Consider the following 16,480-nt stretch of genomic DNA (forward strand, 5'->3'; position numbering starts at 1 on the left):
CCTCCGCGGCCCCTGCGAGCGCACCGGTTCCCGTCCAGCCGAAGGTGGACGACCCGATGCTCACCCCCGTCCCGCCCGCTCCCGAGCAGGTGAAGACGTGGGACGAGGCCCTCACGCTGGTGCGCCAGCGCTCCACGGACCTGCGCTTCGCCGAAGCGGGGGTGACGCGGGCGCAGGGCCGCTGGCGCCAGTCGCTGTCGGCGCTGCTGCCCAACGCGCGGGCCACCGCGGGGCTGGGCGTGGACGTGCTGAACCCGGACACGCCCTCCATCCCTGGAGCCGGCGGCGGTGGCGCGGTGGTCGGTGGCGGGGCCGCGGCGCCCGGGACCAAGGTCCCCAGCGCGCCCCTGGGCACGCTGTCCGCGACCCTCACCCAGTCCCTGGTGGATGTGAGCGCGTGGCGGGGGCTGTCGTCCGCGAGGGCTTCGGAGACGGCGTCCGTCGCCAACCTCCAGGACGCGCAGCGCCGCCTCACCCAGGGGCTGGCCAACGTGCTGGTGGCCACCGTGGCCGCGGAGCGCGCCGCGGAGATCAACCGCGTGGGCCTGCGCCAGGCGCTGGAGCGCGCCGCCCTCACCCAGCGCTCGTTCGAGCTGGGCGCCGGCACGCAGTTGGACGTGGTGCGGGTGGGCCAGGACGTGGCGCTGGCCCGGCAGTCGCTGGTGGCCGGGGACGAACAGCTGCGCCAGACGCGCGAGTCGCTGGGCCTGTCGCTGGGCACGGACCACGGCGTGGGCGTCACCCCGGACTTCAACCTCACGGGGCTGGTGGAGCAGACGCGGCGGGACTGCGCGCCCGTGCAGGAGCTGGGTGAGCGCGCGGACCTCGTCGCCGCCCGCGCCAACGTGGAGGCGGCTCGGGAGAGCCGGCGTCAGGCGTCCGCAGGATACCTGCCCACCCTGGGCCTGAGCAGCACCCTCTTCGGCTTCACCACCGACCCCGGCTTTGGCCGCTTCGCCACCTGGAACGTCTCCGCCGTGCTGGCCGTCCCCCTGTGGGAGGGCGGCGGACGCGCCGGACTGGTGCGCGAGCGCGCGGGGGTGGAGGAGCAGGCCGCGCAATCCCTGGAAGCCACCCGCCGCGGCGTCGGCGTGGAGGTTTCCCGCGCCCGGCGTGGAGTGGAAGTCGCCGAGGCCCTGTTGAAGACCGCGGCGGAGTCCCTCGAGCTCGCGGACCGGACGGACAGGCTGACCCGGCGGGCCTTCGAGGTGGGACGAGGTGGGAGTCTGGAGCTGGTGCAGAGCGGAGCAGCCCTCCGCCAGGCGCAGCTCGCGGTGGTTTTGAGGGAATTCGAGCTCGTCCAGGCCCGCCTGGACGCGTTCCTCACGGAGGCCCGGTGCGACTGGTGACGAAGGTGCGCCCCCTGAAGGCGCTGCTGACGAAGACGATGGTGGGCGCGACCCTGGTGGCCGGCGCGGCCGGCTGCTCAGGCAAGGTGGAGGCGAAGTCCGCGCCCCCGCCGCGCGAGGTGCAGGTGGTGGCGCTGGCGCCGCACGAGGTGCGGGACACCGGGGAGTACCTGGGGTCGCTCTTGTCGCGGCAGAGCGTCACCGTGATGCCGCAGGTGGCCGGCTACGTGCGAAAAATCCTCGTGAAGCCCGGCCAGAAGGTGGAGGCGGGCACGCCGCTGGTGGAGGTGGACGCGCGCGAGGAGACCGCGGCGCTGGACAGCGCCCAGGCCCAGCAGAGCTCCTCCTCGGTGAACCTGGAGCTGGCGCGCCGCACCCTGGCGCGCACGGAGTCCCTCAACAAGGAGGGGCTCGCGAGCGTGCAGGAGCTGGAGCGCGCCCAGGCGGACGTGAAGGCCGCGGAGGCCGCCACGCGCGCGGCCGGCGCGACGGTGACCCAGCGCCAGGTGCAGCTGCAGTTCAACCTGGTGCGCGCCCCCTTCGCGGGCACCATGGGCGACGTGCTGGTGCGCGTGGGTGACTTCGTGAGCGCCACCACCACGCTCACCACGGTGGCCCAGGCGGATGCGCTGGAGGTCAGCGTGTCGGTGCCGGCGTTCCGCGCGCGCACGCTCAAGCCGGACACCGCGCTGGAGCTGTTGGATCAGCAGGGCAAGCTCATCCTCAGCAGCACCGTCTTCTACGTGGCGCCGCAGACCGACCCGCGCACGCAGCTGGTGGAGGTGAAGGCCGCCTTCCGCAACACGGTGGGCCTGCGCCCCAGTGAGCTGCTGCGGGCGCGGCTGGTGTACTCCACCCGGGACGCGCTCCAGATTCCGGCGCTCGCGGTGGTGCGCCAGAGCGGGCAGCCCTTCGCGATGGTGGTGGAGAAGAAGGACGGCAAGAGCGTGGTGGAGCGCCGCCCGGTGACGCTGGGCGCGCTGGGCGACATGGCCTACGTGGTGGAGGGCGGCCTGAAGCAGGGCGACCTCGTCGCGGTGTCCTCGCTGCACATGCTCAAGGACGGCATGGTGGTGATTCCGAAGCAGGTGTCCCTGAACCCCGAGCCCGCGCAGGGCCCGGACGCGGCGCGCGCGGAAGAGGTCCCCACCCGCGCCATGGCGCCCAGGGCCGCGGGCGGCACCACCGGCGGCAGCCGCTAGGCGATTCGAGAGAGGGCGTCACACCGTGTTCGTCGACTTCTTCATCCGCAGGCCCGTCTTCGCCATCGTCTGCTCCATCATCCTGACGCTGGTGGGGGCCATCGCCATCCCCACGCTTCCCATCGCGCAGTACCCGGACCTCGCGCCGCCCCAGGTCACCGTCACCAGCACCTACGTCGGCGCGAGCGCCGAGGTGGTGGAGTCCGCCGTCACCATCCCGTTGGAGCAGGAGCTCAACGGCGTGGAGGACATGCGCTACATCACCTCCACCAGCAGCAACGACGGCACCAGCACCATCACCGTCACGTTCGCGCCCACCCGCAACATCGAGGTCGCGGCCGTGGACGTGCAGAACCGCGTCAGCCGCGCCGCCGCGCGCCTGCCCGCGCAGGTGAACCAGACGGGCATCGTCGTCAACAAGGCCTCCAGCCAGATGCTGCTGACGGTGGGCCTGTCCAGCCCGGACAACCGCTACGACGCGAAGTTCCTCTCCAACTACGCGGACGTGAACCTCAAGGACGCCATCAAGCGCGTGAAGGGCGTGGGCGAGGTGCGCATCTTCGGCGAGCGCAAGTTCTCCATGCGCCTGTGGTTGGACCCGTCGGAGCTGGCGCGCCGCCAGCTCACGCCGCAGGACGTGGTGCGCGCCCTCCAGGAGCAGAACCTCCAGGTGGCCGCGGGCCAGGTGGGCCAGCCCCCCTCCAGCAACGAACAGCCGTACCAGATCGCCGTGCGCGCCCGGGGCCGCCTGATTGAGCCGGAGGAGTTCGGCGACATCGTCCTCATGCGCAACACGGACGGCCGCGCCGTCACCGTGAAGGACGTGGGCCGCGTGGAGCTGGGCGCGGAGAACTACGCCACCCTGCTGCGCTTCAACGGCCGCACCGGCGTGGGCCTGGCCATCTTCCAGCTGCCCACCGCCAACGCGCTGGACGTGCGCGACGGCGTCATCAAGGAGCTGGATCGCCTGTCGCAGGCGTTCCCGCCGGGCCTGGAGTACCGCACCGGCACGGACACGACGCTCGCGGTGCGCGCCTCCGTCAACGAGGTGGTGCGCACGCTGATTGAAGCCATCGTGCTCGTCATCCTCGTCATCTTCCTGTTCCTGCACGGGTGGCGCAGCGTGCTCATCACCGCGCTCACCCTGCCGGTGTCGCTCGTGGGCACGTTCGCGTTCGTGTACCTGATGGGCTTCTCCATCAACACGCTCACCCTCTTCGGCCTGACATTGGCCACGGGCCTCGTCGTGGATGACGCCATCGTCGTCATCGAGAACATCGAGCGCCTGATGGCGGAGCGGGGCCTGAAACCGCTCCAGGCGGCGCGCGAGGGCATGAAGGAGGTGGCCGGCGCCGTGGTGGCCATCTCCGTGGTGCTGGTGGCGGTGTTCATCCCGGTGGCCCTCTTCCCGGGCACCACGGGATCCATCTACCGCCAGTTCGCGCTCACCATCGCCGCGTCGGTGGCCCTGTCCACCTTCTGCGCGCTGACGCTGACGCCCGCGCTGTCCGCGCGGCTGCTCAAGCACCACCACGGCCCCAAGTGGATCTTCTTCCGCAAGGTGGACCAGGTGCTGGACTGGACGCGCGACACCTACGGCCGGGGCCTGCGCAAGCTCCTGCGCCACCCCATGCTGGTGCTGGGGGCGTTCCTGCTCTGCATCGGCGCCACGGTGATGCTCTTCCGCGCGGCGCCCACGGGCTTCATCCCGGATGAGGACCAGGGCTACGTCATCATCTCCGTGCAGGGCCCGGAGGGCATGTCGCTGGCCCAGACGGAGAAGGTGCTCCAGGAGACGGAGGCCGTGCTCAAGGCCCAGCCGGAGGTGAACGTGATGTTCGCCATCGGTGGCTTCTCCCCCAACGGCAACGGGTCCAACTACGCCACCGTGTTCACGGCGCTGAAGCCGTGGGACCAGCGCAAGGGCAAGGACCAGTCGGTGGCCGCGCTGGTGGAGCGGCTGCGCGGCCCGCTGGGCCGGATTGGCAGCGCGCGCGTCATCCCCTTCCAGCCCCCCGCCATCCGAGGCGTGGGCAGCGTGGGCGGCTTCCAGTTCATCGTGGAGGACGTCGCCGGCAGCCACTCGCTGGAGGAATTGGCCAACGCCACGCAGGAGCTGGTGGCCAGGGGCAACGAGGAGGGCCGCCTGAGAGGCGTCTTCACCCCCTTCAACGCCAACACCCCCATCCTCGACGTGGAGGTGGACCGCCAGAAGGCCAAGGCGCTGGGCGTGCCCATTGAGCAGATCTTCGGCGTGATGCAGCTCTACATGGGCAGCCAGTACGTCAACGACTTCAACTACGCGAGCCGCACCTACCGCGTCTACGTCCAGGCCGAGCAGCAGTTCCGCGACAGCCCGCAGGACATCGGGTCGTTCTACGCGCGCACCGACACCGGGGACATGATTCCGCTGGAGTCGCTGGTGAAGGTGAAGCCCATCGTCTCCGCGCAGGTCATCAAGCACTACAACCTTTTCCGCTCCGTGGAGATCAACGGCCAGGGCGCCCCCGGCGTGTCGTCCGGCCAGGCGCTGGAGGCGATGGAGAGCGTGGCCAACCAGGTGCTGCCGCAGGGCATGGCCTCCGAGTGGACGGGCATCAGCCTGGAGCAGAAGGAGTCCGGCGGGCAGACGCTGATCATCTTCGGCCTGGGCATCCTCTTCGTGTTCCTGGTGCTGGCGGCGCAGTACGAGAGCTTCAGCCTCCCGTTCGTCATCATCCTGTCGGTGCCCCTGGCCATCATGGGCGCCCTGGGATTGCAGGTGGCGCGCGGCTTCGCCAACGACGTCTTCTGTCAGGTGGGGCTGGTGATGCTGGTGGGCCTGTCGTCCAAGAACGCCATCCTCATCGTGGAGTTCGCGGAGCAGCTGCGCGAGCAGGGCAAGAGCGCGCTGGAGGCCGTCGTCACGGCGGCGGAGGTCCGCCTGCGGCCCATCCTGATGACGTCCATCGCGTTCCTCCTGGGCGTCGTGCCGCTGATGACGGCGTCGGGCGCGGGCGCTGCGGCGCGCAACTCGCTGGGCACCGCGGTGTTCGGCGGCATGCTGGTGTCCACCATCGTCAACCTCGTCTTCATCCCCGGCCTCTACGTGCTGATGCAGAAGCTGCGCGGGGACGCGAAGCGCACGAGCGACAGCGACACGGAAAGCCCGGGCGAGGCCGTCGTCCCCGCCCACTCCCCGTGAGCTGACGACAGGGCTGCACCCCAGCGCTGAAAGACAAACCGCCCTCCCCTTCCGGACGTGAAGAGGAGGGCGGTGGTGTTTCGAGGCTCGGAAGAAAGCGCGCGCGTCAGATTTCGTGCGCGGTCTGCTCGTACACGATGACGTGGAAGGAGCGCGGGAAGAAGATGACGTTGAGCGTGCGCCAGTTGTCGCCGTTGGGGCCGGTGCTGAACTCGCGGAAGTAGCTCTTCACCTGCACGGGCTCCGCGGTGTCGCCGTACGTCGCGAGGATGGCCGGGTGCAGCGGCTGGAACGGCGAGTACATCCGCGTCAGGAGATTGGCGTACGCGAACGTCTGCGGGGCCGCGTCCGTGCGGTAGCCGGCGTACTCGGAGCGGGACAGCACCGCGGCGCCAGCGGCGTCCACCGTGGCGGGCGTGCTGTACGGCCACGCGAAGTCGAACTTGCGCAGGTAGGAGAACATGTCCTCGCGGTAGGTGTTCGCGGTGGCGAGCGTGGCCTGGAGGCCCGCGTCCACCGGCGCCTCCACCAGCGTCAGCCCCTGGTTCGCGGACGCCGGCTGCGGGTTGGGCACGCACGCGCCGCCCACGCACGACGCCTGCAGGCGGTACTGCTTGCCCGCCGCGTTGTTCCAGCCCACCACCGCCAGGTACTCGCCGGCCTTGTCCAGCGTGGCCAGGGACACCTTGCTCAGCTCGCCGTAACCGGAGTCATCGTCCTGGAACAGCACCTGGTGGCCGTAGCTGCCGCTCGCGTCCTTGGGGCCGTACACGAACAGGCCGGTGTCCAGGTACATGGAGCTGCCCAGGTGCGTCACCTCCAGCTGCACCTGGGTGTGCGCCGCGACGGTGAGCTTGTAGCCCTCGTAGCCCGGCGTCAGGCCCGTCGAAGACTGCACCGCGCTGCCCACCGCGAGGGGGCTCGCGTAGCTGGTGAAGGAACCCAGCGGCAGGGGCGGCGCCGCGATGAGGGGCTGCGCGGCCGTCGCGAGCGCGTCCTCACCCTGCTCCGGTGCACCGCCACACGCGCCCAGCAGGCCCACCGCTGACAGCCACAGCACGGCACTCCGCACAGTCGTCCGACGCATCATCGCTTCCGCCTTGTTTCAGGAGGACGGCGGCCGTCGGCACCCCATGGTGTGTCCGGCCACCGCCCAGGGGGTGGCGGACCCTGTGCCAGCTTGAGGGTGGGAACTCAAGCAACAGGTGAAACACAAGCAGGCGCAGACGCCCCGGGATTGTCCTGCCTCCGGGGCGCCTGTCGCATCGTCTCAGAAGCTGGCGGTGGTGGTGATGCTGGCGCCGGCCGCGGGCGTGGTGACGACGTTGTTGCCGCCGCCCTGCCAGACGACGTTGCCGGCGCCGTCACGCTTCACGCACTTCCACTGGATGGAGGTGTTGGCGGGCATGGCGTAGGTGCCGCGCCAGGTGGGGTACGCGGTGGGGTTGAGGATCTTGTTCGTCCCCGTGGCGCTCCAGTTGGACAGCTCCGTGATGCTGCCCGTCACGTAGACGTTCTGGCCCATCACCGTCGTGCCGTTGTTGCACACGAACTCCACGTTGGCGGTGGTGGGAGGAGGCGTGGTGCCGCCGGAGGTCCACACGGTGTAGTCGGTGCCGGAGGCGGCCTGCGTCCAGCCGGCGCCGGGGCTCCAGGACGTGGTGCCAATCTTCACGGCCACCTTGTTGTCGATGATGGCCGCGTACAGGCCCGCTTCCGCGCGCAGGATGTTGACGGTGGACTCGGAGGTGAGGCCCGCGTTCTTGCGGATCGTCATCAGGGCCTTGATGGAGTTGCCCAGGCCCCAGTTGAAGTAGTGCGGCCAGTAGACGGTGGGGATGCCCGGGTGGCTCAGGATGTAGGCGTAGCCCTGCATCACCTTGGCGCACGGCACCGGCCAGTGGTTCTGCGCGTTGCCGCACGTCTCGCTGGGGCCGGTGTCGTGGTTGTCCACGAACGTGACGGAGCCCTTCGGGTAGTGCCCGATGAAGCCCGCGGGCTTGCCGCTGATGGCCTTCAGGCGCGAGTAGTTGTTGTTGGTGAGCGCGTCGTTGAGCAGGCCCTTGGTGGAGAAGTCGAAGGCGGCGCAGGTGCCACCGTTCGCCGTCACCCAGTTGCCAATCTGCTGGCTCCAGTTGTCGGGGTTGTTCGCGTCGAAGTAGTTCGTGGGCCAGTGCTCGCCCACGCAGAACCAGGGCGCGGTGCCTTCCACGTACTCCTTCACGTAGCCGCCCGCGAAGCCCTTCACGAAGTCGAAGCGCCACCCGGCGAAGCCCACGCCCTTCAGCCGGCTGTTCATCCACGTCTTCAGGTCGTTGCGCACGAACGTCTGCGTGTGGTCCAGGTCACGCGCGGCGCCGTAGGCCTCACCGCTGTCGGGGTTGCCGCAGGCCGTCGCCCACTCGTCGCCCTTCGCCACCGCGTTGCAGCCGCCCCAGGTGGGGTTGGTGAAGTCCGCCCAGTTGGCGGTGCCCACGCGGTGGTTCACCACGATGTCCGCGATGGGCTTCACGCCCTGCGCGTTGAGCGCGGCCAGCGCGGCGGTGAGCTCCGCCTCCGTGCCGTAGCTGGAGTTGAGCACGTTGAGCTGCCGGGGCAGGTAGCCCTGGATGGAGGCGGCGTCGGACGGCGGCGGCAGCCACACCATCGTGAAGCCCGCGTCCTTCAGCGTGGCCGCGTTGTTCTTCACCGTGTTCCACCACCCGCCCGCGCTGGCCGAGTTCCAATGGAAGCCCTGGATCATCACGTCGGTGCTGGCGCCATCCAGCGGCTTGGCCGCGGCGGGGGCGGCGGCGAAAAGGCTGGCCATGGAGGCGGCCAGGAGGCGGGTCTTCATCGTCATCGGGACCTCGGGATTGGGGGAGGAAGCGGCGGCAAGCTAATCCCGCCCTCTCTGGTGAACCAGGACTGCCCGTGTACGCAGGACCTCCCACCTGCTGCACCCGGGACATGGCGCACTGCGTCGCACTTTGTTGAACGGGGGCCGTGTCTAGAATCCCACCCTCCTTCGTTTCCACCCCCGAGCGTTGCCCTTGATTGAACCCGAGACGGCCCTTCCGGCCACGGCGCCGGTCGCCGAAGAGCGTTGGTCCTGGCCTCCCCTGTTCGGCCTGCTGGAGGTGCAGTTCGGCGCCGCCGTGGGCTACCTGCAGACGGCGGTGCCGTACTGGCTGGCGAAGGACGGGATGCCGCTGGCGCAGATTGGCATCCTGTCGGGGGCGGCCTTCTCGCCGCACGCGTGGAAGCTGTTGTGGGTGCCGCTCATCGACCTGGGGCCGTGGCGCCGCGTCTGGTACGGCGTGAGCACGCTGCTCACCGCGCTGCTCATCCTCGCGTGCGCGGTGTTCCCGGACCCGGCCCGGCACCTGGGCGTCTTCACGTTGATGCTCACCGCGCTGCAGGCGGCGGCGACGACGGCGCACGCGGCGCTCAACGGGCTGATGGCCACGACGTCGAAGGCGTCCGACAAGGGGCGCACGGCCGGCTGGCAGATGGCGGGCAACGTGGGCGCCACGAGCCTGCTGGGCGCGCTGGCCCTCTTCCTCGCGAGCCAGTACTCCCGGCAGGTGGCGGGCGTCGTGCTGTCCACGCTGGTGCTGGCGAGCGGCGCGGGCATCTTCTGGATCACCGAACGGAACGACGCGTCCACGGTCCCCACCGGCTCCCTGCTGAAGGCGGCGTGGGAGCGGGTGAGGGGCATCGTGGTGGACCTGGGGAAGACGGCGTTCAGCCGCGACGGGCTCATCCTGCTGGTGCTGTGTCTGGCGCCGGTGGCCTGCGGGGCGCTCACCAACCTGTTCAGCGCGATGGCGGGCGCGTACCAGGTGCCGGAGCGCACGGTGGAGCTGGTGAGCGGCCTGGGCATGGGCATCGGGGGGGCGCTGGGGTCGCTCGTGGGCGGCTGGCTGTCGGACCGGATGAACCGCAAGCTCGCGTACGTGCTGATGGGCGGGGCCACGGGGCTGTGTGCCTTCGCGATGGCGGCGGCGCCCATGACGCCGACCACGTACATCTGGGGCACGCTCGCGTACAGCATCGCGAACGGCGCGGGCTTCGCCGCCTTCGCGGGCATGGTGCTGGAGATGGTGAGCGAGGGCGCGGCGGTGACGACGAAGTACTCGCTCTTCGTCGCGGCCTCCAACTTCGCCATCAGCTACACCACCGCGCTGGACGGCCGCGCGTCGGAGTTCCGGAACATCGGCCCGCGGGCGAGCATCGCGGCGGACGGCCTCATCACCTTCGCGGGCATCACGCTGGTGGTGCTCATCTTCGCGCTCTTCCTGCGCAAGAAGCCCGCGGCCCCCGCCGTCACGGCTTGAGTCCCATGTCCCCTGCCCCGTCCGCCGTGGAAGTCGTTACGTACCGGGATGCGTTCCGCGCCGACTTCGAGCGGCTCAACCGGCAATGGATTGAGAAGGACTTCCGCATCGAGGGCTCGGACCTGGACTCGTTCGCGGACCCGCACGGGATGTTCGTCGCCCCGGGCGGCGAGGTGTTCTTCGCGCTCGTGGACGGACAGGTGCTGGGGACGTGCGCGCTGCGCCGGGCGGACGGGGACACGTACGAGTTGTGCAAGATGGCCGTGGCCGCGGAGGCGCGGGGCCGGGACCTGGGCGACGCGTTGATGCGCGCCGCGCTAACCACGGCCCGGGAGCGCGGCGCCCGGCGGATGTACCTGGTGACGAACAGCGCGCTCGGGCCGGCGCTGGGGCTGTACCGCAAGCACGGCTTCGTCCTCACGCGCAGCGGCCCGGAGCTGGCGAAGGAGACCGGGTACTCGCGCGCGGACGTGGAGATGTCCGTCGACCTGTGAGGGCATGAAGCAGCGCCGCGCCCTTCGTAGGGACGCGGCGCCGCGCCCTTCGTAGGGACGCGGCGCCGGAGCCAGGGCCCTCAGCCAGACCAGTCCTCCGGTTTGTAGAAGACCATCCCGGGTACGCCCTGCTTCTCGACGGCCTGCTTCACCCGCTCATGCACGATGATGGCATTCACGCTCTGGGCCAGGCGGAACATGAGCAACCCCTGCGTCTTCGAAGCGTCGATGACGAGGCTGTCGAAGAAGACGTCAATCATCTCCGACTCCAGGTTGATGGGGGCTCGCTGGGACTTGTCCATGTCGGCCGCGGCCACGAGTCCCAGCACGTTGAAGGCCTTGTAGTCGTGGCGCTCCTGCCCGGTGACAGGGTCCTTGAGCACCGCGTCGAAGAGCTCGAAGTTGTCCACGCCTGCTTCTCGCAGCGCGCCCACCAGGTCGTTCCGGATGAGGGGAACGCCGGGGCCGTAGAAGGCCTTCGGAGTGCCACGGTACGTGGAGCTCAGGGTGTACTGGAGCGGCTGGGGCACCTGGATGTCGATGCGCGCACCTGTAAACCAGGGTCCACCCGGCAGCCGCGGTGCCTGATCCATCGCGGCAATGGGAACCGGGCCCGAGCAAGCCATGACGTAGTACATGAAGCGTTCCTCTCTTCCTCACGCGTCAGCGCGGTCATCTTCCGCAGCACGCTTCAGATACTTGTGCGCGGCATTGTAGGCATCTGTGAAGGTCTTGGACACCTTGGGGACGTTGGCCTCCGAGAAGATCGCTTTTTGCAAGCTGTCACTCGCGAACCAGGGACTCTCCCAGGCGCTGGGAGGGGCCAGGAGCTGCCCTTTCAAATATTCGGAAAAAGCATACAGCCTGTCCTTGACGAGGTAGGGAGGCGGCAGCTCGCTCTTCTTCTTGCAGTCTTCACAAACCTTGAGATGGCTGAAAAAAGCTACCGTGAGTTTGTCCAGCTCCTCCTGCACCTTCTCGCTGTAGTCGACGTGCGTGTCATGGAACTGCCCGCCCGCGACCTTGACCACGGAGGCTGCGTAGTTGATGCACCAGTTGGGTTTCGAGTCCCGGAGCTTCGACCACGTGTCCTTCATCTTCGTCTTGCCGGCACGGATGGCATAGCTGCCAGGCAGCCATACGCCGTTGTGGCACCCGTTGATGTTGTAGCCCACATGCGCGGAGATGGTCCACGACTGGCCACCGGACTGGACCGTTCCGCCCTTCCTCATGAAGTCATACAACTGGCTTCTCTTCAGCGCTGCGTTGCCGGGAATCAGGTGGTGCGCCGCCACCGTGAACGGCAGCCCCTGGTCCTCCACACCATCCGCTCCCGGCACATACACCGTGACTCCGGTGCGGTCGGTATCCACCTGCCTTTCCTTCTTCATCTCAGGAGGAGGACACGGCCCCCCCACCGTACCCGCCTTGCCCGGGGAAGCGTTGGCCAGGTTGGTGCCCAGGACGCCACCGTTGTTGGCCTGCAGCTCCACGACCGAGTCCCGGTCATCGTCCTCGATGCTCTCGGGCTCCTCTTCCAGCGACTCCCCGGCGACCCAGTTCTCCTGGAAGGGACACTTCGCTTTCACCTCCTCTGCCATCGCCACGGCGATCTTCTCCAGCGTCTCCATCGCAGCCCTCCCTTCAGCGCCGTGGCGCGTTCAGCCCATGATGTTCTTCTTGTTGTGGAAGAGCGGGTCCCCCAGCCGGCAGACGTTCTTCCCTTCGAACTTCACGTTGAACGAATACAGCATGAACTCCGCCGGTCCCTTGGTGGAGCCACTCACCACGCCGCCTCCCGCGGTCCCCGCCTCGTCGCCGCTGGTGCTCTTGTATTGGGCGCCCTTCACCATGGGCATCTTCCCGTTGATGGTGACCTTCTTCGGTCCCTTGGACGTGTCCGAGGACATGCCGACATTCGGATACGGCAGCGGCACCGGGCCCGCGGGAGACGGTGTCTTGCAGACGTCCGGGAAGACGAGGCTCTGTCCTCCGCTGTCCTCTGTCGCGATGCCCCGGCCATTGGCGAAGACTGTCGTTCCCATGCGTGCCTCCTAGACTGCGATTGCTTCGATGATGACCGCGCCCCGCTCTTCCCGGTCCGAGGAGCACCAGGCCAGCCAGGCGCCCTCGCGGTACCCCTTCGCCAGCCCCAATGAGGCCAGGGCCACCAGCATCGGACCGAGCGCCGCGCCCGGGTCGCCCATGCACTCGATGGGATGCTCGATGCGCAGCGGCTCCGCGAAGTGCCGGGCATGCCGCAAGCTGGCGACGCCCCACTCCTTGGCCCAGAAGTTCTCACCATTGAAGCCGGCTTGGACGCCCTGGACCTTGCGTCCCTGTCCGTCCCACGACTGGAAGACTTCCTGGAAGGCCGCGGCCAGTCCCTCGCCCCGGTAGGGCTTCGTGCTGGAGCGATGTCCCTCCTCGCGTCCCAGCCCCAGCGCGCAGATGCGAGCCAGGGACCTGGGCCCCTCACGCCGCCCGGTGTCCGCCAATCGCAGACACAGGAACGCGGCGCCCTCGCCCGGGGCAAAGCCGTCCGACAGCCCCTCCGCGAGCAAACGGTCCTCCGCATCCAGTGCCGTCAGCAGCTCCAGGTCCAGGTACGTGTCCACCCCGCCCACCAGCACGAACGGCATCCGCTGGCCCACCAGCAGCCGCAGCGCCTCCCGCAGCAGCAGGAGCCCTCCGGCGCGTCCCTGGGGGAAGACCTGGCTGTGGCGCACGTCCAGGGAAATTCCCGACTGGAGGGCCAACACCTCCAGGAACGCGGTGTCTGGCGCGGCAATGCCTCCGGCCCGAGGCTCCGGCAGGGCCAGCAGCAGGGGCAGCGGCGAGGACTGTCCCTGGGCGGCCTCCTGGAGCGCGCCTGTCGCCAGTCTCAACAGCCGCTGGTGATGGATGGAGGAGCGGGAGGCCCACTCCGACAGTCGCTCATCGATGGGCGGAAGATGCTCCTCCTCCAGAAAGCAGGTGATGAGCGGTTTGAAGCGCTTGTTCAGCACGGGCGACAACCGGGTCCGTGCAATCCCTGCGCGTATCGCCGCGGCGGTGGAGCGGGCCGTCAGCCCCACGGGGGTGACCATCCCCACCGAGCACACCTCCACCGGGCGCCAGGGCTCCATCAGGCGACTCCCTTCACGCCAGCCAGCGACTTCACCCGGAAGCGGGCGCCCTCGACCTTCAGGACCTGCTTGTCGCAAGGGAGCGCCCCCCGCCACAGGAGGCTCAGCCGTTCCTCGCCCGGCTCCAGCAGCACGGTCTCCAGCCGCATCCGGACCTGCTGCGAGCGGCCCGCGATCCTCGCGGTGACGTCGAGCTCGCACCGGGGCAACCGCAGGCTCACCACGCCGGACGGCGTCACGTTGCGAAGCTCCACGGGCTCGCCTCCCTCGAGGAAACCCGCGGCGCTCAAGCCAGGGCTGGCGGCACGGAAGTAGTCCGGCTTGAAGTCCCGGGGCAGGTAGGGCGCGCGCCCGGTCTTCCACGCTTCATCATAGGTCCCCGCCAACGCCCTGCGCGGCATCCACGAAGGCGCGACGTACCCCAGCCCCATGGGCACCGGCGCATCCGAGATGCTGTGGACGAGGGCACGCGGATCTTCCACGTTCGGCAGCGGCAGGTTCAGCATCTCCGAGGCACTGCGCCTGCCACGAAAGCCCCGCCCGACGGGATTCCTCGGTTCGGCCAGCACCTCGCCCCTTCCGCCCTCCGGCACATGGGTTCCACCGAATGCGTGCTCGTAACGCAGCGGCATCCTCACGAAGGGCTCGGGCGTGGAGATCCTTGGAGACATCACCCCGCCCTTCCACTGTCGCGCTCCGAAGACCTGGAGGGTGCGTTGCAGCGCGCCCACGCCCAACGAGACGAGACAGGACGTGACGGCCCGGCCGCCCGGCGCGAAGGCGTCGCCCACCAGCACCACGTCCGTGCCCGGCTTCAGCAGATGGACCTCGCTCGCGTACTTCAGGCTGGAGGCCCCCGACTCGCCCCAGTACGTGTCGGCGAGCACCAGCGGTGGCTGCACTTCCGCCACCTGAAGCGCGCCAGCGCCGAAGTGGAAGGTCGCCTTCACCGACAGGTACACCGTGTCCACTCCCGCTTCATCCGGAAGGATGAAGAGGCCGGGAACGAAGGGCGTTTCATTCTGTACCTGGAGCATGGGCGTCTCCTTGCCTAGCCAAGCGCTTGCGCCAGCGGCGACTGCAAGCGGATTTGGACCCGCGAGGACGCCACCCGCTGGAGCATGGCGCGCTGTTGGCCCACCCGCGCCCGGGTCTGCACGCGGCACGCGCCACGGGTGCGCAGCGCCAGCTCTCGTGCCAGCACATGCCGGCGCCGCATGGGCTCCAGGGCCAGGCCCTCCAGCAGCACGGCCGCGTCCATGAGGCGTCCGCGCAGGTAGCGCTGGCCTGGCGCGAAATCCGCACGAACCGTCTTCCACCACGCGGCCACCGCCCCCCCTCGTGGCATGGGCAGGTCGTCCTCGGGACGGGGCGTCAGGTCCGCGTCCAGGTCTTCCTCCTCGAAGGACTCGGACGCCTCGGAAGCCCCGGTCCTCGGCAGGATGAAGTCCGCCTCGAGCCGCAGCCCGGTGATGGCACAGAAGGCCTCGCCGGCAAGCGCGGCCATCTTGGGGTCCTCCATCCATGCGAGGCAGGCGTCGGCGGCCTCGACCCGCCCGGAGAAGCCCAGCGCCCAGAGCACCTGCGCTCGGAGCGGCTCCAGGTCGAGCAGCGCCACCAGCCGCACGATGTCCTTCTCACCACCACCGAGCGCCCACAGGACCAGCGCCTCGGACTCCCGGGCTTCGACCGCGCGCTCACAAGCGCCCCATGCCTCGCGCAGGCCATGCACCAGGCCCGCTTCAATCAACGAAGCGCCCGGGACGGAGGACTTCGCGCTGAGCATCCTGGACAGTGTCGTCCGGAACTCCTGCCGGGACGCGGCCAGCGCCCCTTCGAGCGCACTGCCGCGCACGCGCGCATCCTCATGCTGGAGCAGCCGCGCCACCACCTCGGACGACAGCGTCCCCCGCGCGGACAGCGTCCCCACCACCTCGGCCAGGAGCTCCGGTACGTCCGTCCCCAGAAGCGCGCCCAGGCGCAGGTCCAGCGCCGGGCACGCGGCCAGTGACAGGGGCGCCCGGAGCAGCGGGCGCAGCTCGGGGTCGCCGAGTCCCTTCTCCAGCAACAGCGCCCACCCCGCCTCGCCACCCTCCAGCAGGGCCAGGGCCGCGACCGACGCGCGGCACGGGTCGTCGGGAGCCAGCGCGGGCAAGAGGAAGCCCTCCACCACGTCGGGGCCCGCCTCGACCAGCCCATCCACATGGGACAAGAGCCGCTCCTCGACCCCTGCCGTCTCGGTCAGGTCGAAGTCGGGAGCGCACACGGCACGCTCCCGCTGGAGCCAGTGCCAGGAAGCCTCGTCGAGGTGCTCCTCCACGACATCCAGCAGCACGCGGCCCATGGAGTCTCCCTTCACTCAAGGTGAAGAATGGCACTCTCAGGGGCCGTCAGGCAAATGACATCGCCGCACCGCTCTCGGTGTCCACTGGGAGCCTGCCGCTCGTGTGGCCCGCGATGCGGGTCGCGTCCGAGCCGAATCAGACGAGCCCATCAGCGCCCCTTCACCGGAGCGGAGGAGGAGGACGGGCTGCCCTCGGTCCAGGTGGCGTTGCCGTCGTAGGCGAAGCGCACGCTGCCCACGCCCGTGGCCGTGGTGTTGGCGCGCACGTTGAGATTGCGAGTGGGCAGCGCGGACAGGTCCAGCGTGGCCCCGCTCCGCAGCGGGCCGAGGTCCTGGTCCCTGCCGGCGTTGATGAGGGTGAGGCCCGTCAAGCTCTGGGCGGAAGCGGGCAGGCCCAGGGCCAGCCACGCCACCACGGACAGGCGGAAGATGCCGCGAGAGAAGAGCGGGGGCATGAGGA

At 69.5% G+C, this 16,480-nt stretch carries 14 protein-coding genes; 5 read left to right on the forward strand and 9 right to left on the reverse strand.

Annotated elements, in window-relative coordinates; genetic code table 11:
- The 3 genes from D7X12_RS02720 to D7X12_RS02730 all read left to right on the forward strand — a co-directional run.
- A partial coding sequence (locus tag D7X12_RS02720) for a TolC family protein (protein WP_244224316.1) occupies positions 1-1,349 on the forward strand: 1,349 nt, incomplete at its 5' end.
- A gap of 38 nt (positions 1,350-1,387) precedes the next feature.
- Entirely contained in the window at positions 1,388-2,551 is a 1,164-nt protein-coding gene (locus tag D7X12_RS02725; protein WP_120623743.1) for an efflux RND transporter periplasmic adaptor subunit, read from the forward strand.
- Between the two features lie 25 nt (positions 2,552-2,576).
- Positions 2,577-5,735: an efflux RND transporter permease subunit gene (locus D7X12_RS02730; protein ID WP_120623701.1), complete on the forward strand. Its 3,159-nt coding sequence runs from the start codon at positions 2,577-2,579 to the stop codon at positions 5,733-5,735.
- A gap of 106 nt (positions 5,736-5,841) precedes the next feature.
- Here D7X12_RS02730 and D7X12_RS02735 read toward each other — a convergent pair whose 3' ends face one another.
- Entirely contained in the window at positions 5,842-6,822 is a 981-nt protein-coding gene (locus tag D7X12_RS02735; protein WP_120623744.1) for a hypothetical protein, read from the reverse strand.
- Positions 6,823-7,005: 183 nt separating this feature from the next.
- Positions 7,006-8,577, reverse strand: coding sequence for a carbohydrate-binding module family 20 domain-containing protein (locus D7X12_RS02740; protein ID WP_120623702.1), 1,572 nt, complete (start codon positions 8,575-8,577; stop codon positions 7,006-7,008).
- 190 nt (positions 8,578-8,767) lie between these two features.
- Here D7X12_RS02740 and D7X12_RS02745 point away from each other — a divergent pair, with 190 nt between their 5' ends.
- The gene (locus D7X12_RS02745) at positions 8,768-10,054 is read left to right on the forward strand and encodes an MFS transporter (protein ID WP_120623745.1); all 1,287 of its coding nucleotides are present in this window, start codon (positions 8,768-8,770) and stop codon (positions 10,052-10,054) included.
- Between the two features lie 5 nt (positions 10,055-10,059).
- On the forward strand, positions 10,060-10,548 hold the full coding sequence (locus D7X12_RS02750; protein ID WP_120623703.1) for a GNAT family N-acetyltransferase: 489 nt from the start codon (positions 10,060-10,062) through the stop codon (positions 10,546-10,548).
- Positions 10,549-10,628: 80 nt separating this feature from the next.
- Here D7X12_RS02750 and D7X12_RS02755 read toward each other — a convergent pair whose 3' ends face one another.
- From D7X12_RS02755 to D7X12_RS02785, 7 genes are all read right to left on the reverse strand, one after another.
- Entirely contained in the window at positions 10,629-11,186 is a 558-nt protein-coding gene (locus tag D7X12_RS02755) for an imm11 family protein (RefSeq protein WP_120623704.1), read from the reverse strand.
- Between the two features lie 18 nt (positions 11,187-11,204).
- Positions 11,205-12,179: an AHH domain-containing protein gene (locus D7X12_RS02760; protein WP_120623705.1), complete on the reverse strand. Its 975-nt coding sequence runs from the start codon at positions 12,177-12,179 to the stop codon at positions 11,205-11,207.
- Between the two features lie 30 nt (positions 12,180-12,209).
- Positions 12,210-12,593 carry a DUF4150 domain-containing protein gene (locus tag D7X12_RS02765; RefSeq protein WP_120623706.1) on the reverse strand — a complete coding sequence of 128 codons (384 nt, stop codon included), beginning with the start codon at positions 12,591-12,593 and terminating at the stop codon, positions 12,210-12,212.
- Positions 12,594-12,602: 9 nt separating this feature from the next.
- Positions 12,603-13,676, reverse strand: a complete 1,074-nt coding sequence (locus D7X12_RS02770; protein ID WP_244224317.1) for a hypothetical protein — start codon at positions 13,674-13,676, stop codon at positions 12,603-12,605.
- Positions 13,676-14,713, reverse strand: coding sequence for a DUF2169 family type VI secretion system accessory protein (locus D7X12_RS02775; protein ID WP_120623707.1), 1,038 nt, complete (start codon positions 14,711-14,713; stop codon positions 13,676-13,678). Before D7X12_RS02775 ends, D7X12_RS02770 begins: the two co-directional genes overlap by 1 nt.
- A 14-nt stretch (positions 14,714-14,727) precedes the next feature.
- Complete coding sequence (locus D7X12_RS02780) at positions 14,728-16,020, reverse strand: TIGR02270 family protein (RefSeq protein WP_120623708.1); 1,293 nt, start codon at positions 16,018-16,020, stop codon at positions 14,728-14,730.
- A 149-nt stretch (positions 16,021-16,169) separates the two neighbouring features.
- Positions 16,170-16,475: a hypothetical protein gene (locus D7X12_RS02785; protein ID WP_147443496.1), complete on the reverse strand. Its 306-nt coding sequence runs from the start codon at positions 16,473-16,475 to the stop codon at positions 16,170-16,172.
- Between the last annotated feature and the right edge of the window lie 5 nt (positions 16,476-16,480).

Source organism: Corallococcus sicarius (assembly GCF_003611735.1).
Taxonomy (GTDB): domain Bacteria; phylum Myxococcota; class Myxococcia; order Myxococcales; family Myxococcaceae; genus Corallococcus; species Corallococcus sicarius.